This is a genomic window from Neisseria wadsworthii 9715 (genome assembly GCF_000227765.1).
Lineage (GTDB): Bacteria > Pseudomonadota > Gammaproteobacteria > Burkholderiales > Neisseriaceae > Neisseria > Neisseria wadsworthii.
The window spans coordinates 598,555-615,471 of sequence record NZ_JH165159.1; the positions used below are offsets into that span (position 1 = coordinate 598,555).

The window sequence follows — 16,917 nt, forward strand, 5'->3', positions numbered from 1 at the left end:
CAGGCATTGTATTGTTGGGCGGTTGGTTTGAACAATGCCTGTCTGAAACGCAAAGCATAAGGAATTATGAACGCATCTATGTATATTTTGTTGGTGTTGGCGCTGATTTTTGCCAACGCTCCGTTTTTAACCCAACGCTGGTTTGGCTTGATCAAACTGAAGCCTAAACATTTTGGCCACCATTTGGTCGAACTGGCGGCAGGCTTCGGTTTCACAGCTTTTCTCGCTTTTTTTCTGGAAAACCGCTCGGGCACGGTGCATCCCCAAGGTTGGGAGTTTTACGCGGTTGTGGTGTGCTTGTACTTGGTGTTTGCCTTTCCTTGTTTCGTGTGGCGTTATTTCTGGCATGCGAAAAATCAAGATTAAACATTGAAATATAGCTGTTTGTGAATTGTGTCTTTCTTCAAAAGAGATAACGCTATGCAAAAGACAACCCATAATCTGGCCGAGGCCAAAACAATCGTTGTAAAAGCAGGCTCCAGTTTGGTTACTGCGGAAGGCCGCGGGATTGATCAGGCTGCTTTGGATAATTGGGCGGCGCAAATTGCAGCGCTGAGAAGTCAGGGTATTGAAGTGGTGTTCGTATCCAGCGGTGCCATTGCAGAAGGCATTAAGAGGCTGGGTTGGCCCAAGCGGCCTAAAGCCGTAAACGAATTGCAAGCCGCCGCCGCAGTAGGGCAGATGGGCATTGCTCAGGCATATGAAACAGCGTTTTCACCCCACCGCATACATACGGCGCAAATTCTGCTGACCCACGATGATTTGAGCAACCGTACACGCTACCTGAATGCGCGTAGCACATTGAAAACCCTGTTGGCAAAGGGCATTGTGCCCATCATTAATGAAAACGACACCGTAACCACTGATGAAATCAAATTGGGTGATAACGATACCCTCGGTGCATTGGTGGCCAACTTAATCGAAGCAGATGCCCTGATTATCCTGACTGATCAGCAAGGGCTTTATGATAGTGACCCGCGTAAGAACCAGCAAGCCAAATTTATCCGGCAGATTTCTGCCGCGCATCCTGATTTAGAAAGTATGGCCGGAGGTGTGGGCAGCAGCGTGGGTACCGGCGGCATGTATACGAAAGTGCTGGCTGCGAAACGCGCCGCCTTAAGCGGTGCGGCCACAGTGATTGCGTCGGGCAGGGAAGAAAACGTGTTGCTGCGTTTGCTAAAAGGCGAGAGCATAGGCACATTGTTTACCAGCGAGCAAAGCCGAATCAATGCGCGCAAACAGTGGTTGCTCGGGCATGTGCAGATGGTGGGAAGCGTTGTGGTTGATCAAGGCGCGGAAAAGGCGGTTGCCGAGCAACACACCAGTTTGTTGCCGGTAGGCTGCATCAGAGTAAACGGCCATTTTTACCGTGGCGAATTGGTTGCGGTGTTAAATAAAGAGGGCAAAGAAATTGCGCGCGGGTTGGTTAATTACAGCAGCGAGGAAACGGCTAAAATTTTGCAGACTCCATCCGGTAAAATTGCCGATCGGCTGGGCTATGCGCATGAAGACGAATTGATTCACAGAGACAATATGGCGCTTCATTGGTAAGCATAAAACGGAAAATGCCTGTCTGAAAACGAGCAACGCGAGTTTTCAGACAGGCATTTTCTATTCTTTACAACACAAATCAGGCTTTTGCAGCACGCATATTATCAATAAATTTATCAAACAGATAAGCTACATCATGCGGGCCGGGGCTGGCCTCGGGATGGCCTTGGAAGCTGAATACCGCACGGTCGGTAAGCTCGATGCCTTGCAGCGAACCGTCAAACAGTGAACGGTGGGTAACTTTAACATGTGCAGGTAGGCTGTCTGCGTCCACTTCAAAACCGTGGTTTTGGCTGGTGATCGCAACTCTGCCGTTTTCCAAATCTTGTACGGGATGGTTGCCGCCGTGGTGGCCGAAAGCCATTTTGCGGGTTTTGCCGCCAACAGCCAGCCCTAATAATTGGTGGCCTAAGCAAATACCGAAAACAGGTTTTTTGCTTTCCAGCAATTCTTTCACCGCTGCAACTGCATAATCGCATGGCTCGGGGTCGCCCGGGCCGTTGGACAGGAACACACCATCTGGGTTCATGGCCAAAACATCTTTGGCCGGTGTTTGCGCAGGCACTACGGTTAAGCGGCAGCCGCGTTCGGCCAACATGCGCAAGATATTGGTTTTTACGCCGAAATCATAAGCTACCACATGATAAGGCTGTTCTTCGGGAGTTTGGAAACCTTTGCCCAATTTCCATTCGCCTTCGGTCCATTCGTAAGGCTCGGTGCAGCTCACTTCTTTTGCCAAGTCTTTGCCGACCATGCTGCCGAATGCGGCAATCAGTTCGCGCGCTTTTTCTTCCGTGGCGTCTTCTCCGGTAAGGATGGCGCCGGCCTGAGCGCCTTTGTCGCGCAGAATGCGGGTGAGGCGGCGGGTATCGATGTCGGCAATGGCTACGGTTTGGTTGCGTACCAAATATTCCTGCAAACTTTCTTTACTGCGGAAATTGCTGTGTAAAAGCGGTAGGTCGCGGATAATCAGGCCTGCCGCATATACAGAGCGGCTTTCCACATCTTCTTCATTGGTGCCTGTGTTGCCGATGTGCGGATAAGTAAGGGTAACGATTTGTTTGCAGTAAGAAGGGTCAGTAAGGATTTCCTGATAGCCGGTCATGGATGTGTTGAATACGACTTCGCCGGAGGTCGAGCCTGCGTGGCCGATTGAAGTACCGCGAAATACGCTGCCGTCTGCGAGAACCAAGATTGCGGGGGTTGTCATGATGGATTCCTGTTTAATCTTTAATGAATCTGATGCGGCTTGGCAAGCAAAGGGAAACCAAGCGGCCGGTAACGGCTGAAAAAAAACACGCTTCGCAACTTGCAGCCAAGTTGTGTGACGTGCTTTAGCTAAAACGGTTTAAATGTTTTAGAAGCGGTTTATTTTAGAATAAATCATGTTTCTGCTCAAGGGAGCAAAAGTAAATAAGGCATGATGCCATGCAAAAAACAATGGATACGTTATGAGATGAATGGATGCTAACTTGGGCTAAGCGGCATGAATTCCAATCAAAACTATGGAACAGCATAGTTTGCGCTTAGAAAAGCGAAACCTTTTTATCGGAATCGGGTCAGTTATACTTAGGTTGAAGAACCAAAATAATCATTTTCAATCAAGCCCGGCAAACTCAAATAGGGCGGAAATTAGAGAGGAGTTTACAAAAATGACTAAATCATTATTAGCTGTGATGACTATGGCATTTGCATTGACCGCATGTGGTGAAAAGAAAGCGGATGCACCTGCTGCTTCCGGTGCGGCAACTGAAAGCGCTGTGAATCTTGCGCCTGAGTGCCAAGCTTATTTTGAGCGTATGGAAAAATGCTTTGCCAAAGGCGGCGCCCAAATCGAAAGCTTGAAAGCCGGTTTGGAAGAATCTAAAAAAGGCTTGCTTGAGTTGCCGGCCGATCAACAGGCTCAAGCGTGTAAAATGGGTAATGATCAGTTTACTCAAGTTGCACAAACAGCAAAATGTGAATAAAGAATCGGGTTGTTCATACATTCATACATAAGAAGAGCGGTATAGTGAATAAACGAAAAACAATTACCGTATAGTTTGTTTTTTAATTATGTGGTTACTGCTTTATTTGCTATCAGCTTTTTCGAATATCAAAATGCCTGTCTGAAAAATTTCAGACAGGCATTTTTAATTAAGTAGTTGACATGTTTTAACAGTATGGTTGGGTTTTAGCCCCTAATTCAAGAGATAAGCGGAATTGACATAAAAGCGAAAAATTTCCATTTTGTTAATCACTTTGCGTGATATTTAGCATAATTTCCTAACTGAAGAATTAGGTGAATTGACGGTACATTAATGAGATAAAAGGTTTTTTTTTAGAAAACAGTGAAAATAATTTGCAAATAAAAATGGTTGCTATTAATATCAGTTTTCTATGGAAAATAAACGAATTTTAATACCGTCAGTTTTGATGGTTATCATACTTTTACATGTGGGGTTGATCGCTGCATTATGGAAAATGACGCCTCCGAAGCCTATGGAAATCATGGAAATCGAGTTTGTCGATTTGGGCGGCGGAGGTGGCGGCGGAGGAGCAGGAGAGCCTGCTGTTTCCGAGAAATCTGCGCCCGAGCCCAAGCCGGTGCCGCCGACTGTGGTTAAACCCAAGCCTGAACCTAAACGGGTCGAGAAAAAAGTTGAGGCGGCCAAGCCCAAAGTGGCTGCTGTGAAAACCCAAAACAAGGATGCGGATTTTGAAGCCAAACCGAAAGTTGAAGCTAAACCGAAGTTTGAACCGAAACCCGAACCCAAACGGGAAGTAGTAAAAGAAGTAAAACCAGAGCCGAAACCTGAACCGCAGGAGAAAGCGGAACCACTGCCGAGGAGGCAGGAAACATTTAAACCGAGTGCCGGCGAATATCAGCAAAAGTCGGGCAGCGGCGCTTCTGGCAGCGGCAACAAATCTGAAGCCGGTAACGGCTCAGGCTCCGGTGAGGGATCAGGAACCGGTTCGGGAAGCGGAAAGGGCTCGGGTAGTGGTTCCGGTTCGGGTAGTGGCAAAGGTGACGGAGCAGGCTCCGGCGGCGTGAGGAATATAGGTTCGTTCGGCGTGCCGAGTTATCCGAGCATTTCAAGGGAAAACGGTGAAGAAGGAACTGTGCGTTTAAAGGCCACGGTAAGCCCCGGAGGCGGCGTGAAGGTAGAAGTGATTAAGAGCAGCGGCTATTCGCGGCTGGATAATGAAGCCAAGCGCACGGTGCGGGGCAGCAGCAAATTCAGCGGCCCGGGCGTATATGTGGGCAATGTGTCTTTTAGGTTAAACCAATAAAAGGTATTCAAGAGGGCAGGCTGGATGAGGCCTGTCTGAAAATGCCAAACAGCTTGCAACAGTATTTAGTTTATTTTTGAGTAACGGAAATATTATGAATTTATCTTTAGTTTTTCAATCGGGCGATGCCGTTTTGATTTCGGTGTTTATGATTCTTGTACTGATGAGTATTGCCACTTGGAGCATTATCATTATCCGTGCCATTAAATTGATGAAAGCAAAATCTGCGAATGCGCAGATTCATGATACGGTTTGGTCCAACAAATCGTGGCAGGATGCGGAAAAAATGGCGGCGCAAAACCATTCGCCGATGGGCGAGCTGCTTCAGGATGCGGTGCGCGCCAATAAGCTGTATCACAGCGGCAGCTCGCAGGATTTGTCTACCCATCTGCCGTTCAACCAATTTATGCTGCGTCAGATTCATCATAAGATGGGCATGATTATGCGCAAGTTTGAAGGCGGGATGACGGCTTTGGCTTCGATTGGTGCCACAGCGCCGTTTATCGGCCTGTTTGGTACGGTTTGGGGTATTTACCATGCGTTAATCAACATCAGCCACAGCGGCCAGATGAGCATTGCTGCGGTGGCCGGCCCGATCGGTGAGGCGCTGGTGGCTACGGCCTTTGGCTTGTTTGTGGCGATTCCTGCGGTTTTGGCGTATAACTTTTTGGTTCGCAGCAATAAAAAATTGGGCCAAGACATGCATGCTTTTGCGCACGAATTGCATGTTCAGATTTTGAACAGTAAGGAGTAAGCGGTGAAAGATTTTGGACACGGCTACGGCCAAGATGAATCGCCGATGGCCGATATGAACGTTACCCCGCTGGTTGACGTGATGCTGGTGCTGTTGATTGTGTTTATGATAACCATGCCGGTGCTAACGCATTCCATCCCGATTCAATTGCCCACGGCCTCGGAAGCGGCCAAACCTAAAGACGAGCCGAAAGAGCCTTTACGCTTGGCGATTGATGTAAAAGGAAAATATGTTTTAGGTGAGAAAGAAACACCGCTTGCCGATTTGGACGATGCCTTGAAAGAAGCCAAAACTAAAAACAACAATGTGGTTTTGGAGATTGATGCCGATAAAGACGTATCTTACGATGCGGTGGCTCAGGCGCTGAACGCGGCTAAGGATGCGGGTGTGTCGAAAGTGGGCTTTGTAACGGAAGTGAAAGCGAAATAGAATAACTTTGATAAACAGATGCCTGTCTGAAAACTGTTTTCAGACAGGCATCTGTTTTGTGTGTTGGCGGTATCGTTGTGAAGCGGTGAGCCTTACGGCAACATCTTTCATTTCGATTTATCTTCCAAATAGTCCACCGTGTCTTTTTTCTCGGGGCTGTCGGTAACCGTGTATTCACCCTCGATCACATCGTCTTGGTTACCATAGCGCCTGTGGGCCGTGTAAGTAAAACCGTCCTGCTCATTGCTGTGGCTGCCGCCGCTCAAATCGGCCACCGGTTTGCCTTTGAAAGGCAGCATCAAAACCAACGCGGCAAGCATGGAAACGAAACCCGGGCTGAGCAGCAAAACCCCTGCTACGGCATAGCGAATCGGCCAAAGCAGCTGGTAAAGCGACACTTTCCCTCCGGTACGCATGGCCGCCGCAGCCAGCAACACGCCCGAAGTGCCCATACGGCGCAGCATGAAAATCCCGAGCACAAAGCTGGCAACCATCAGCAAAAGGGTTACGCCGCCGCCGAGCCAATCCGCCACCCACACGATGGACATGATTTCCAAAAACAGCATAACCAAAAAAATGATACCGAAATATTGCATGTTGCGTTCCTTGTTTGCATGAGCCTGTAACATAACGCCAAAACCATTTGTTTTCAAGAAACAGTTTTGTATTATTCCGCCGTAAAAAAAGGTAAAGCAAGCGCCAAATGCGGCGAATTTGTTTATCCTTTGCGCACTATGAAAAAGAATGTCATTTTTATACAATTTTTGAATACCGCCTTAGCAGGCGTTGTTTTATTAACCGCTGCCTGCGTGGGCGCGCCCAATACCAAAGGCCCGGTGCCGCCCGGCTATTACCGCGTACAAAGCGGTGATAACCTTTACCGCATCGGCCTGCGTTTTGGTCAGAGCGCCGCCACTTTGGCTAAATGGAATAACCTTGTTGACCCTACCCGTATCGAAGTGGGGCAAGTGCTGAAAGTGAGCGACAAAGCCGATAAAGGCGGCGCCGGTGTTGCCCCTGTCGCCAAAGAAGTGAAGCCCACCAATACGGTTATGCCGATGAAATGGCCGGTGGATAACCGCCAAATCATTGCCAACTACAACGGCTCCACCAACAAAGGCATTGATTTTGCAGGGGAACGCGGCACGCCCGTGCGCGCGGCCGAAGCGGGCAAAGTATTGTTTGCGGGCGAAGGCGTGCGCGGCTACGGCAAGCTGATTTTAATCAGCCACAACCGCAGCACCTTAACCGCCTATGCCCACAACGACCAGATTCTGGTTAAGAAAGACCAAACCGTAAAAGCCGGCGAGCAAATCGCCACCATGGGCGACAGCGAAACCGACCGCGTGAAGCTGCATTTTGAAGTGCGTGTGGGCGGCAAAGCCGTGAACCCTTTGACCTATTTGAATCAATAACCGGCTTTGCCCAAGTATGGGCTTAAGCGGATTCTAAATAACCCGATAACTGAATCACCGGATAGCTGTTTATGCTGAAGCTATCCGGTGATTCAGTTATTTGGTTATATAATGCCGCTATTCTTCATATGCCTGTCTGAAACATGAAATCCACCCGCCGCCAGTTTCTCGGCTATACCGCCACACTCACCGCCGCCGCATCCGCTTCATGGCTGATACACCGCCATTTAAACCCGATGCCGAGCATAAAGGTTAACCGTGTCGGCCTGCCGCTGGGGCATCTGCTGCGTGACGGCGCCTTGCTTCAAACACCGGCCAAAACCTACCATTGCGACACACTGATTCTCGGCAGCGGCGCAGCAGCATTGAGCGCCTTGTGGTATCTGGAAAAAAACGGACACCGCAATATTCTGCTGGCCGAAGGCTTTGAACGAAACGGCAACAACGCAGGCTATTACACCGGGCAAAAACTCGGCGCCCCCACCGGCGCGCACTATCTTGCGCTGCCATCCCGAGAAAGCGTTTATGTGCGTGAAATACTGGCTGATTTGGGCATCATCGAAGGCTTCAATCAAGCCGGCAAGCCGGTTTACCGCGAAACCGATTTGGTTTACGCCCCGCAAGAGCGCTTACTTTATCAAGGCAAATGGCAGGAGCACCTGATTCCGAAAGACGATGCCGACACCCGCCGCTTTTTCGATTTTATCCGCCAAATCAAAACCGCCCGCGGCAGCGACGGGCGCAAACTTTTCGCCATCCCCATAGTATTGTCTTCGGCAGACGAAAACTGGCGCCGTCTCGACCGCCTTACTTTCGCCCAATGGCTGACACAGCAAAAATACCGCTCGCCCACGCTGCTTTGGTATCTCGATTATTGCTGCCGCGACGACTACGGGCAGGGCATCGCACAAGTTTCCGCCTTTGCCGGATTACACTATTTTGCTGCGCGCGGCAACGAAGATGATGCCGTGCTCACTTGGCCCGACGGCTTGGCGCACCTTTCCGAAGCCCTGCGCAAACGCACCAAGCTGCAAGCCCTGCCGCGTTTGCCCGATACTTCGGCGCCGGAGTTTCCCCAACCCGCTTCATTCGATGCCTCCGCAGTCAAAATCAAAGAAACCGAACACCATGTAGAAGTGTGGCTGCGGCATAACCAAAGCGGCGAAACCGTTGCCGTGCACGCCAAGCGCCTAATCAGCGCCATGCCCTTGATGGTGGCGGCCAGAATATTGGAGCGGGCGGGCGATTACGGTTTTCAGACAGGCCTGTCTGAATACGCCCCGTGGCTGGTGGCCAATTTCGTGATGCGCCGCTTCCCGCAGGAAACCGGCGGGAGCGAGCTGGCTTGGGATAACGTGGTTTACGGCAGCAAAGGCTTGGGCTATGTGGTGGCGACCAACCAGTTTATCCGCACCGCCAAGCCCGCCGAAACCGTGTTCACCACTTACCATGCACTCAACCACGACACCCCGCAACGCATCCGCCAATGGCTGCTCGAAGCATCCGACCAAACCCTGCTCGACTATGCCGCAAAAGACCTAACCGCAGCCTACGGCAAACGCGTTTTAAACCATGTAAAGCATGCCGACATCACCGTGCGCGGCCATGGCATGAGCGTGCCACAACCCGGCTACCTCAACCGCCCGCTGCTGCACGCCCTGCGCAACCACCTCTCGCGGATTGTGTTTGCACACAGCGATTTGAGCGGCTATTCGGTATTTGAAGAAGCCGCTTACTGGGGCGTGGAAGCAGCCAAAAGCATATTGGAAATGCCTGTCTGAAAAGGTTTTAGACAGATTGATTTTTAGATATTGAGGCAACACTAAGATAGATAAGAAGGCCGTCCGGAACGATATTTCAGGCGGTCTTATCGTTTCCATAGATTAACTGCCGCATCACGGCTGGTGCCGGTTAGGCTGCGCAGGCTGAATATCATTCCAGCTTGCGCAATTTATTTAAAGATTACGACAGCTTATTAAGAGATTAAAAAGACCAAGCCCCACTCCCCGACCACGATAGTCAATCCACTTAATTTTTAATACAAGGCAGCAAGCCGCAGACAGTACAGGTAGTACGGCAAGGCGCAGCAACGCCGTAGTAAAAGTTAAGTGGATTGACTATATCTCAGTGAACTGGCCAGCCTCAACTGCCCCATCACTTCCGGCATAAAGGTCAAAAGTGTGCCCGATGTTTTTAAATGGCAAAACACATTCATGTGGTTGCAGTGTAATGGCGAATCCGATCCGCAAATTCAACACTATCAATCATTTTGCTCGCCCAGCTATGCAATATTGCTCCCACCGGTTACCAACTTATATACCGGCTACACAAACGAATCAGGAGAAAACAGCACAGTAAAAGTAGAAGCATTATTGTTCAGCCTGCCGGACATGCGTTTCATTACAAGTGTTTACACTCCCGTTCCCAAACCCACAGAAAACAAAATGTTCACGGTAAAATATCTAAAAATCGAACCGCAAGCCCACAGGCACGTCGCGACCGGTGAAATTATGGAGTACACATTTGACTTCGAACCCATTGTGTTAGAAGAGAATAAATAGCTTATTACATCCAACTGCCAACGAGTACCCATATAACGAAGGCCGTCTGAAAATCTTATGGCAAGCATTTTCAGACGGCCTTACTGTTTCTATACATCAATTATCATATTGTCGACAGTAGTGGCTGGTAGAGTGTGCGGCGCAAACCACGCACACGGTTATTGGAAAAGCAAACAACGCGTGCGTGCCCATGGTATATACTCTACATACAGGCTACGGCTTGCTTTACAATCAAACCTATTTGCTTCTTACCTTTTGAGTAAAAAATTTGCACCCAATATATCTTTCGTGGTATTTTTTGGAAAAATTTTCCAAAAAATACCACGAAATGGGAATTGAAATGCTTATTGAATTTAGCGTAACCAATTTTCGGTCTTTCTGTAACTCTCAAACTTTAAGCTTAGTTAAAAGTAAAGGCAATGAACTTCCTGATAATGCTTTTGAAGTTGAAGGGATTAAAGATTTAGATTTACTACATTCCGCAGCAATTTATGGAGCAAATGCAAGCGGTAAGTCTAATTTATTGAAATCTATTCGAGCAATGAAGCAAATCGTCACAGCAACATCTCAGCGTGGCAGCAAACTACCAATTACTCCATTTAAATTAAATAAGGACAGTATCAGCAAACCAACGGAATTTGAAGTTGTATTTATCGTAGATAACGTAAGATACCAGTATGGTTTTAGTGCAACAGAAGAAAAAATTTTTGAAGAATGGCTATTCGCCTATCCCAAAGGTCGAGCACAAAAATGGTTTGAACGAATTTGGAGCTCTGAAAAAAATCAATATCAATGGCAGTTTGGAAATTTTCTTACCGGAACTAAACAGGTCTGGCAGAATGCTACTAGAGAAAATGCGTTGTTCTTGTCTACTGCGGTACAATTAAATAGTGAGCAGTTAAAACCACTATTCGATTGGTTCAAAGAAACATTAAGATTTAGCTCTGTCGGTGGTTTTGGCCCTGAATATAGTGCTTCTTTATGTATGGAAAATAGAAAAGAGGAAATTCTAAAATTCATGCATGCTGCTGATTTAAATATTAGTGATATCAATATTGAAACAGAAGATTTTTCTCCCTCAGTTTTACCCAATGATATGCCAGAATCACTTAGAGAAATTATCATTGATGGTATGAAAGATAAAAAAATGATGAATATCCAAACAATTCATCTTGATAGTCAAGGGAATTCTATTAGGTTTGATTTGGAAGAAGAATCTGATGGCACACAGAAATTTTTTGCTTTTGCTGGACCTTGGCTTGATGTATTAACCAATGGATATGTTTTATTTGTTGATGAACTACATGATAATCTTCATCCTAAATTAGTACAGTTTTTAGTTGGGCTTTTTCATAGCAAAAAAACAAATCCTAAAAATGCACAATTAATTTTTACTACTCATGAGACATCTATTTTAAATCAAGATGTTTTTCGTCGGGATCAAGTCTGGTTTTGTGAACGAAACCAAGAACAAGAAACAGTTGTCTATCCGCTATCTGATTTTAGTCCTAAGAAAGGTAAGGAAAATTTAGAAGCAGCATATTTATCAGGAAGATACGGTGCGCTGCCATTTCTACGTTCTTTAGATACCTTATAGGATAGGAGCAAATTTGTGGGTAGTGATGATTTATTTAAAAAACGTAAGGCAAAAAGAATAAAAGATCATCAAAGGAAGGTTGCTTGTCGCCAACCCTATGAGAGAATTTTAATAGTTTGCGAAGGAGAAAAAACAGAGCCATACTATTTTCAAGGGTTATGTGATAGTTTGAGTTTACATACTGCAAATGTTGAAATCACTGGTAATTGCGGTTCTTCCCCTAAAAGTGTATTTGAGAGGGCACTGGAAATATTCAAAGAATCAGAGAAGCAGCGAAATCCATTTGATAAAGTATATTGTGTTTTCGATAAAGATAACCATAGCTGCTATGATGAGACAATTCGTAAAATCACGTCACAACAGCCTAAAAATACATTTTTTGCTATTACATCAATACCATGCTTTGAGTATTGGTTGTTACTCCATTTTCAATATACCACACAGCCTTTCAATAATGCGGTAAGTGTAATGTCTAAGCTTAAAGAATTTATACTTGATTATGAGAAAGGTAATAGCAAAATTTTTCAGGTAGTAAAAGATTCGGTCAAATTTGCTATAGAGAATGCTCGAAGAGCGAATACAGAGGCCGAGCAAAATCATACAGATAATCCAACTACTCTTATGCCAGAAATAATAGAGAAATTATTAAATTTAAAAAATAGATAGATAAGTTTTATATAAATTATTTTATAAATTATTTTTAAGATTCTTGTTTCAAAAGCAAGGCCATCTGAAACTTTTCAGATGGCCTTTTTTCTACCCTTTATTCAACCTCTCCCACTCCTTCATCAACCTCTTCACCGACACCGGACTCGGTGTCTTCAATTCCTGCGCAAACAGTGACACGCGCAATTCCTCAATCTGCCATTTAAACATCTTGAGGCCGTCTGAAACGGGTTGGTTTTGTTTCAACAGGCTGTCTGTTTTTTCTTGCCACATCTGTTCCAACTCCTGAATATCGGCTTCACGGGCGGCATCGCGGGCGGGGTTGGTGCTGTATTTTTCCATGCGCAGGGTCATGGCTTTGAGGTAGACGGGTAGGCGCGGCCATTGGCTCCAAGGGGTGCGGCTGGCGAATCCGGCGGACAACAGGGTTTGGGTGCGTTCGCGCAGCAGATGGGTGAGCGGGTGTTTGCCGAGTTTGCCGTTGAGTTCTGCGTAGGCGGCGGTGGTGTCTTGCAGGTAGCGGCTGATGGCTTCTTTGACGGCGGGCAGGCGGCTGCGGGCGCGTTTGATTTGTTCTTTAAAGGCTTTTTCGCTGCGGGGCAACTCGTCGTCTCCGATAAAGGCACGGTCGCAGATGGCGGCGGTGAGGTCGTCGCGCAGGTTGTCGGCACTGATGTGTTTGAGCAGCATGGCGGCTTGGGTGAAGCCTTGTGTGCCTTTGTTGAGGTCTTTCATGTGCTCTTTGAGCTGGAGCTGCATGAGGGCGATCACGCCTTGACGGTGGGCTTGTTCGGCGGCCTCGGGGGTGTCGAACAGGCGCAGGGCGATGGTGTTGTTTTTTTCTTTTTGCAGGCCGAGGTAGCCGGTGAGCTGTTGTTTGCCGCGGGCGAATTTGATGCTTTCAGGTAGCGTTCCGATGTCCCAGTTGGTGAGGTTGTCGCGCTCGAATTCTTGGGTGTTGTCGCGGAAGGTTACGGCGGCGGCTTGGCCTAGCTCTTGTTGGAGTTTGGCTAAATCGCGGCCGGAGGCAAGCTCTTGGCCGCCGTCGTCGATGATGCGGAGGTTGAAATAGCAATGCTCGGGTAGTTTGAATGCGCTCCATTCGTCTTGGTCGATTTGCTCGAGCAGGCGCATGTCGCCGGCGGTTTTGGCGATAAAGCGGGCAAGCTGGGGGATGATCGGCTCTTGGCGGTTGGGGTTGCTTTCTAAAAATTGGGTGATGAAGTCGGGCACGGGCACGCAGATGCGGCGGATTTGTTTGGGCAGGGCTTTGATAAGCAGTTGCAGTTTTTCGCGCAACATGCCGGGCACGAGCCATTCGAGCGCGGGGGCGTGGAGGCGGTTGAGCACGGTGAGCGGCAGGGTAAGGGTTACGCCGTCGAGCGGGTGGTGCGGCTCGAAGCGGTAACTGAGTTTGAATTTGCCGTCGCTGTTTTGCCAATGGTGGGGGAATTGGGCTTCGGTGATGTGCGCGGCGGCGTGCTGCATGAGGTCTTCGCGGGTGAGGAAGAGCAGGCGCGGGTTGTCGCGTTCGGCGGTTTTAAGCCAGCTTTGGAAGGTGCGGATGTCGGCAAGGGGCAATGGTTTTTTCAGACGGCCTGTGTGGTGCGGGCTACCTGAAAGGCCGTCTGAAACGGGGGCGGTGGTGCTGGGTAGGGATGCTCGATCTACGTTTTTAGACAGGCCTGTATTGTCGGGCAAGGATGCCCGACCTACGGTTTTAGTTTTCGTAGGTCGGATACTTGTATCCGACATGATATTTGCAGTTGAATCGGGGATTGCCTTTGTTTCTCCCGTGTTGTCGGATTCGAGAATCCGACCTACGTTTTCTGCACTTTCAGACAGGCCTATGTCGTCGGGCAAGGAGGCCCGACCTACCTTTTCAGACGGCTCGTAAAACTGCGGTAAACGCCGGTTGTAAAACTCAAACAAGGCTTCTTCGTCCACCAGCACGTCCTGCTTGCGCGATTTGTGCTCCAACTCGCTGATTTCTTTAATCAGTTTTTTGTTGTGGATAAAAAAGGCCGTCTGAAGATTGCATTCCTGCGCCACCAGTGCGCTGCGGATAAAGATTTCGCGGGCTTCTTCGGGGGCGACTTTGCCGTAGGCAACGGGGCGGCGCGGCAGCACGGTAAGGCCGTAGAGGGTAACGCGTTCGCTGGCGACGACTTCGCCGCGTTTCTGCTCCCAATGGGGCTCGAAATAGTGGTAGCGCACGAGGTGTGGGGCTTCCTGCTCGATCCATTCGGGCTGGATGGCGGCGACATCGCGGGCATAAAGGCGGGTGGTTTCGGTGAGTTCGGCAGCCATTACCCACTTGGGTTTGGATTTGAACAGGGCTGAAGCGGGGAACAAATGAAAGTGCGAGCCGCGTGCGCCGGTGTAGTCGTGGCCGTCGGGCGATTTCATACCGACGTTGGCGATCAGGCCGGTCAGCAGAGCGCGGTGGATTTGTTCGTAGCCCGCTTCTTTGGCGGCGCGGATGTGGGCGCGATGCTGTTTTTTATCCAGTTGTTTTTGTTTGAGTTTGGCAGATAAATCTTGATCGCCGGTGTTTTTCCGCAAGGGACTTCCTTCGGTTGCAGACGGCAATTGCGGTTGTGCAGGAGGCCGTCTGAAAGCCTGCTCTTTGGTGGTCAAACCCATTTCCACGGCAATGTCGGCAAGCTGGTGGTGCAACTCGCGCCACTCGCGCATCCGCAGGTGGGAGAGGAAATATTGGCGGCACCATTGCACCAGTTGCTTATTGGACAAACCTTTGTCGCGCTCGCGCTGGAAGCTGTCCCAAATATTGAGGTAGGCGAGGAAATCGGACTGCTTGTCGGTAAAGCGTTCATGCGCCTTTTGGGCGGCTTCGCGGGCTTCCAGCGGGCGTTCGCGCGGGTCTTGAATCGACAGGGCGGACACGATAACCAGTATTTCCGCCATACAGTCGTGCTTTTGTGCCGCCAGCAGAATGCGGGCGACTTTCGGATCAATGGGCAGGCGTGCCATTTGCTCGCCGAGTTTGGTTAGGCGGTAGCGCGGTTTGCTTGGGGAAACGGGTTTCAGGCCGTCTGAAAGGTTTTTGCTTTGCAGAAACTCGCTTTGCTTGCCTTCAGACGGCATATTTGTATTTTCCGATTGATTATTTTTGATGTTTTGCATGATAGCTTTTTATCTGTTTAGGAACGCTACACAAACCGCGTTGGTTTCCTGAAAGCGTTCTTTACTATTTTGAGAAGGGCATTTTATCGCATACAAAAGGAGGCTGAAACAGGAAAACGCACTTTCATTTGAAAAAATGAATATGAATAACACTTTTTCATTTGAAAAAATGTAAAATCCAACTAAAATAACAAGAAAACTTTTGTGAGGCTCTTCCCATGCAACGCAAGATTATCCAATCTCTAGAAAAATGGAAAAACCAGCCTAAGCGCAAACCATTGATTATTCAAGGGGCAAGACAGGTTGGTAAAACGTGGGCGATGAAGCACTTCGGCGAGCAGCATTTCGCCAAAGTCGCATACATCAATTTTGACAACAACCCGCGCATGAAAACGCTGTTTGCAGGCGATTACGATATCAACCGCCTGATACTCGGCTTAAAAATTGAAAGCAGCGTAGATATTCAGGCAGAAGATACCCTATTGATTTTTGACGAAATTCAAGAAGTGCCGCAAGCGTTATCATCACTCAAATATTTTTACGAAAATGCGCCGCAGTTTTATATTGTGGCGGCAGGCTCGCTGCTGGGCGTGTCGCTGCATCATCAGGTTTCGTTTCCCGTGGGCAAGGTGGATTTTCTGCCGGTTTATCCGATGGATTTTCAGGAATTTCTCACCGCGCTGGGTAAACAGGATTTGGTGCAACTGCTTGAAACGCAGGATTGGGCGTTGATTGCCGCCATGAAAACGGTCTACATCGACCTGCTGCGCCAATATTATTTTGTCGGCGGCATGCCCGAAGCGGTGCAGACGTTTATCGATACACAAAATTTCGATGCGGTTCGCCAAGTACAGCGCAATTTGCTGTTGGCGTATGAACAGGATTTTTCCAAGCACATCAAAGACGGGCAAACCGTACAAAAAGTGCGGTCGATTTGGTCGTCCGTTCCCGAACAGCTTGCCAAAGAAAACAAGAAATTTATCTACTCGCAACTGCAAAAAGGCGCACGAAGCAAGGATTATGAAATTGCCCTGCAATGGCTCAAAGACAGCGGTTTGGTACATTGCGTGCCGCGCATCAAAAAACCACATCTGCCGCTTTCGGCATATCAAGACAACGCTTTTAAGCTGTATGGATTGGACGTCGGCCTGCTCGCCGCACAAAGCCATTTGGATGCCGGTGTTTTACTGGAAGGCAGCCGTATTTTTACCGAATTCAAAGGCGCATTAACCGAGCAATATGTCTTGCAACAACTGGTTGCCACGCAGGAAAACCCTGTGTTCTATTGGGCTGCCGAACGCGGCACGGCGGAGGTGGATTTTGTGCTGCAACGCAGGCAGTCGGTTATTCCCATTGAAGTAAAAGCGGAAGAAAATTTGAAAGCCAAAAGTTTGAAAGTGTATGTGGAACAGTTTCAGCCCGAGCAGGCGCTGCGCTTTTCTATGGCGGATTATCGGGAACAGGATTGGCTGGTGAATGTGCCGTTGTATGGGTTTAGTGTGGCGACAATTTAATAAAATATAC

General features: G+C 48.4%; 15 protein-coding genes. 12 read left to right on the plus strand and 3 right to left on the minus strand.

Annotated elements, in window-relative coordinates:
* Window positions 1–66: 66 nt before the first annotated feature.
* Both HMPREF9370_RS02570 and proB read left to right on the plus strand, forming a co-directional pair.
* Window positions 67–366 carry a DUF2818 family protein gene (locus tag HMPREF9370_RS02570; protein ID WP_009115732.1) on the plus strand — a complete coding sequence of 100 codons (300 nt, stop codon included), beginning with the start codon at window positions 67–69 and terminating at the stop codon, window positions 364–366.
* Window positions 367–420: 54 nt separating this feature from the next.
* Window positions 421–1,551, plus strand: a complete 1,131-nt coding sequence (proB, locus tag HMPREF9370_RS02575) for a glutamate 5-kinase (protein WP_009115733.1) — start codon at window positions 421–423, stop codon at window positions 1,549–1,551.
* Window positions 1,552–1,630: 79 nt separating this feature from the next.
* On the opposite strand, the gene carA is transcribed toward proB, so the two are convergent.
* Window positions 1,631–2,761: a glutamine-hydrolyzing carbamoyl-phosphate synthase small subunit gene (gene carA, locus HMPREF9370_RS02580; protein ID WP_009115734.1), complete on the minus strand. Its 1,131-nt coding sequence runs from the start codon at window positions 2,759–2,761 to the stop codon at window positions 1,631–1,633.
* Between the two features lie 442 nt (window positions 2,762–3,203).
* Here carA and HMPREF9370_RS02585 point away from each other — a divergent pair, with 442 nt between their 5' ends.
* From HMPREF9370_RS02585 to HMPREF9370_RS02600, 4 genes are all read left to right on the plus strand, one after another.
* On the plus strand, window positions 3,204–3,518 hold the full coding sequence (locus HMPREF9370_RS02585; protein ID WP_040666819.1) for a DUF5339 domain-containing protein: 315 nt from the start codon (window positions 3,204–3,206) through the stop codon (window positions 3,516–3,518).
* Window positions 3,519–4,014: 496 nt separating this feature from the next.
* The gene (locus HMPREF9370_RS02590) at window positions 4,015–4,824 is read left to right on the plus strand and encodes a TonB family protein (RefSeq protein ID WP_156792962.1); all 810 of its coding nucleotides are present in this window, start codon (window positions 4,015–4,017) and stop codon (window positions 4,822–4,824) included.
* A gap of 94 nt (window positions 4,825–4,918) precedes the next feature.
* The gene (locus tag HMPREF9370_RS02595; protein WP_009115737.1) at window positions 4,919–5,578 is read left to right on the plus strand and encodes a MotA/TolQ/ExbB proton channel family protein; all 660 of its coding nucleotides are present in this window, start codon (window positions 4,919–4,921) and stop codon (window positions 5,576–5,578) included.
* A 45-nt stretch (window positions 5,579–5,623) separates the two neighbouring features.
* Window positions 5,624–6,007 (plus strand): ExbD/TolR family protein, encoded by a 384-nt coding sequence (locus HMPREF9370_RS02600; RefSeq protein ID WP_050795398.1) that lies wholly within the window; start codon window positions 5,624–5,626, stop codon window positions 6,005–6,007.
* A gap of 107 nt (window positions 6,008–6,114) precedes the next feature.
* Here HMPREF9370_RS02600 and HMPREF9370_RS02605 read toward each other — a convergent pair whose 3' ends face one another.
* Complete coding sequence (locus HMPREF9370_RS02605; RefSeq protein ID WP_040666820.1) at window positions 6,115–6,603, minus strand: FxsA family protein; 489 nt, start codon at window positions 6,601–6,603, stop codon at window positions 6,115–6,117.
* 66 nt (window positions 6,604–6,669) lie between these two features.
* Here HMPREF9370_RS02605 and HMPREF9370_RS02610 point away from each other — a divergent pair, with 66 nt between their 5' ends.
* The 5 genes from HMPREF9370_RS02610 to HMPREF9370_RS02630 all read left to right on the plus strand — a co-directional run bounded on the left by HMPREF9370_RS02610 (window position 6,670) and on the right by HMPREF9370_RS02630 (window position 12,246).
* Complete coding sequence (locus tag HMPREF9370_RS02610) at window positions 6,670–7,422, plus strand: peptidoglycan DD-metalloendopeptidase family protein (RefSeq protein WP_009115740.1); 753 nt, start codon at window positions 6,670–6,672, stop codon at window positions 7,420–7,422.
* Between the two features lie 143 nt (window positions 7,423–7,565).
* Window positions 7,566–9,203, plus strand: a complete 1,638-nt coding sequence (locus HMPREF9370_RS02615; protein WP_009115741.1) for a flavin monoamine oxidase family protein — start codon at window positions 7,566–7,568, stop codon at window positions 9,201–9,203.
* Window positions 9,204–9,635: 432 nt separating this feature from the next.
* The gene (locus HMPREF9370_RS12180; RefSeq protein ID WP_009115742.1) at window positions 9,636–9,983 is read left to right on the plus strand and encodes a hypothetical protein; all 348 of its coding nucleotides are present in this window, start codon (window positions 9,636–9,638) and stop codon (window positions 9,981–9,983) included.
* 298 nt (window positions 9,984–10,281) lie between these two features.
* Complete coding sequence (locus HMPREF9370_RS02625) at window positions 10,282–11,580, plus strand: AAA family ATPase (RefSeq protein ID WP_218915445.1); 1,299 nt, start codon at window positions 10,282–10,284, stop codon at window positions 11,578–11,580.
* Between the two features lie 15 nt (window positions 11,581–11,595).
* A complete protein-coding gene (locus tag HMPREF9370_RS02630) occupies window positions 11,596–12,246 on the plus strand; it encodes an RloB family protein (RefSeq protein WP_009115744.1) in 651 nt (216 codons plus the stop codon).
* Window positions 12,247–12,336: 90 nt separating this feature from the next.
* Here the strand turns inward: HMPREF9370_RS02630 and HMPREF9370_RS02635 are convergent, their stop codons facing one another.
* Entirely contained in the window at window positions 12,337–15,393 is a 3,057-nt protein-coding gene (locus HMPREF9370_RS02635; protein ID WP_009115745.1) for a DUF3418 domain-containing protein, read from the minus strand.
* 218 nt (window positions 15,394–15,611) lie between these two features.
* On the opposite strand from HMPREF9370_RS02635, the gene HMPREF9370_RS02640 reads away from it, so the two are divergent.
* On the plus strand, window positions 15,612–16,907 hold the full coding sequence (locus tag HMPREF9370_RS02640; RefSeq protein ID WP_009115746.1) for an ATP-binding protein: 1,296 nt from the start codon (window positions 15,612–15,614) through the stop codon (window positions 16,905–16,907).
* Window positions 16,908–16,917 lie beyond the last annotated feature (10 nt).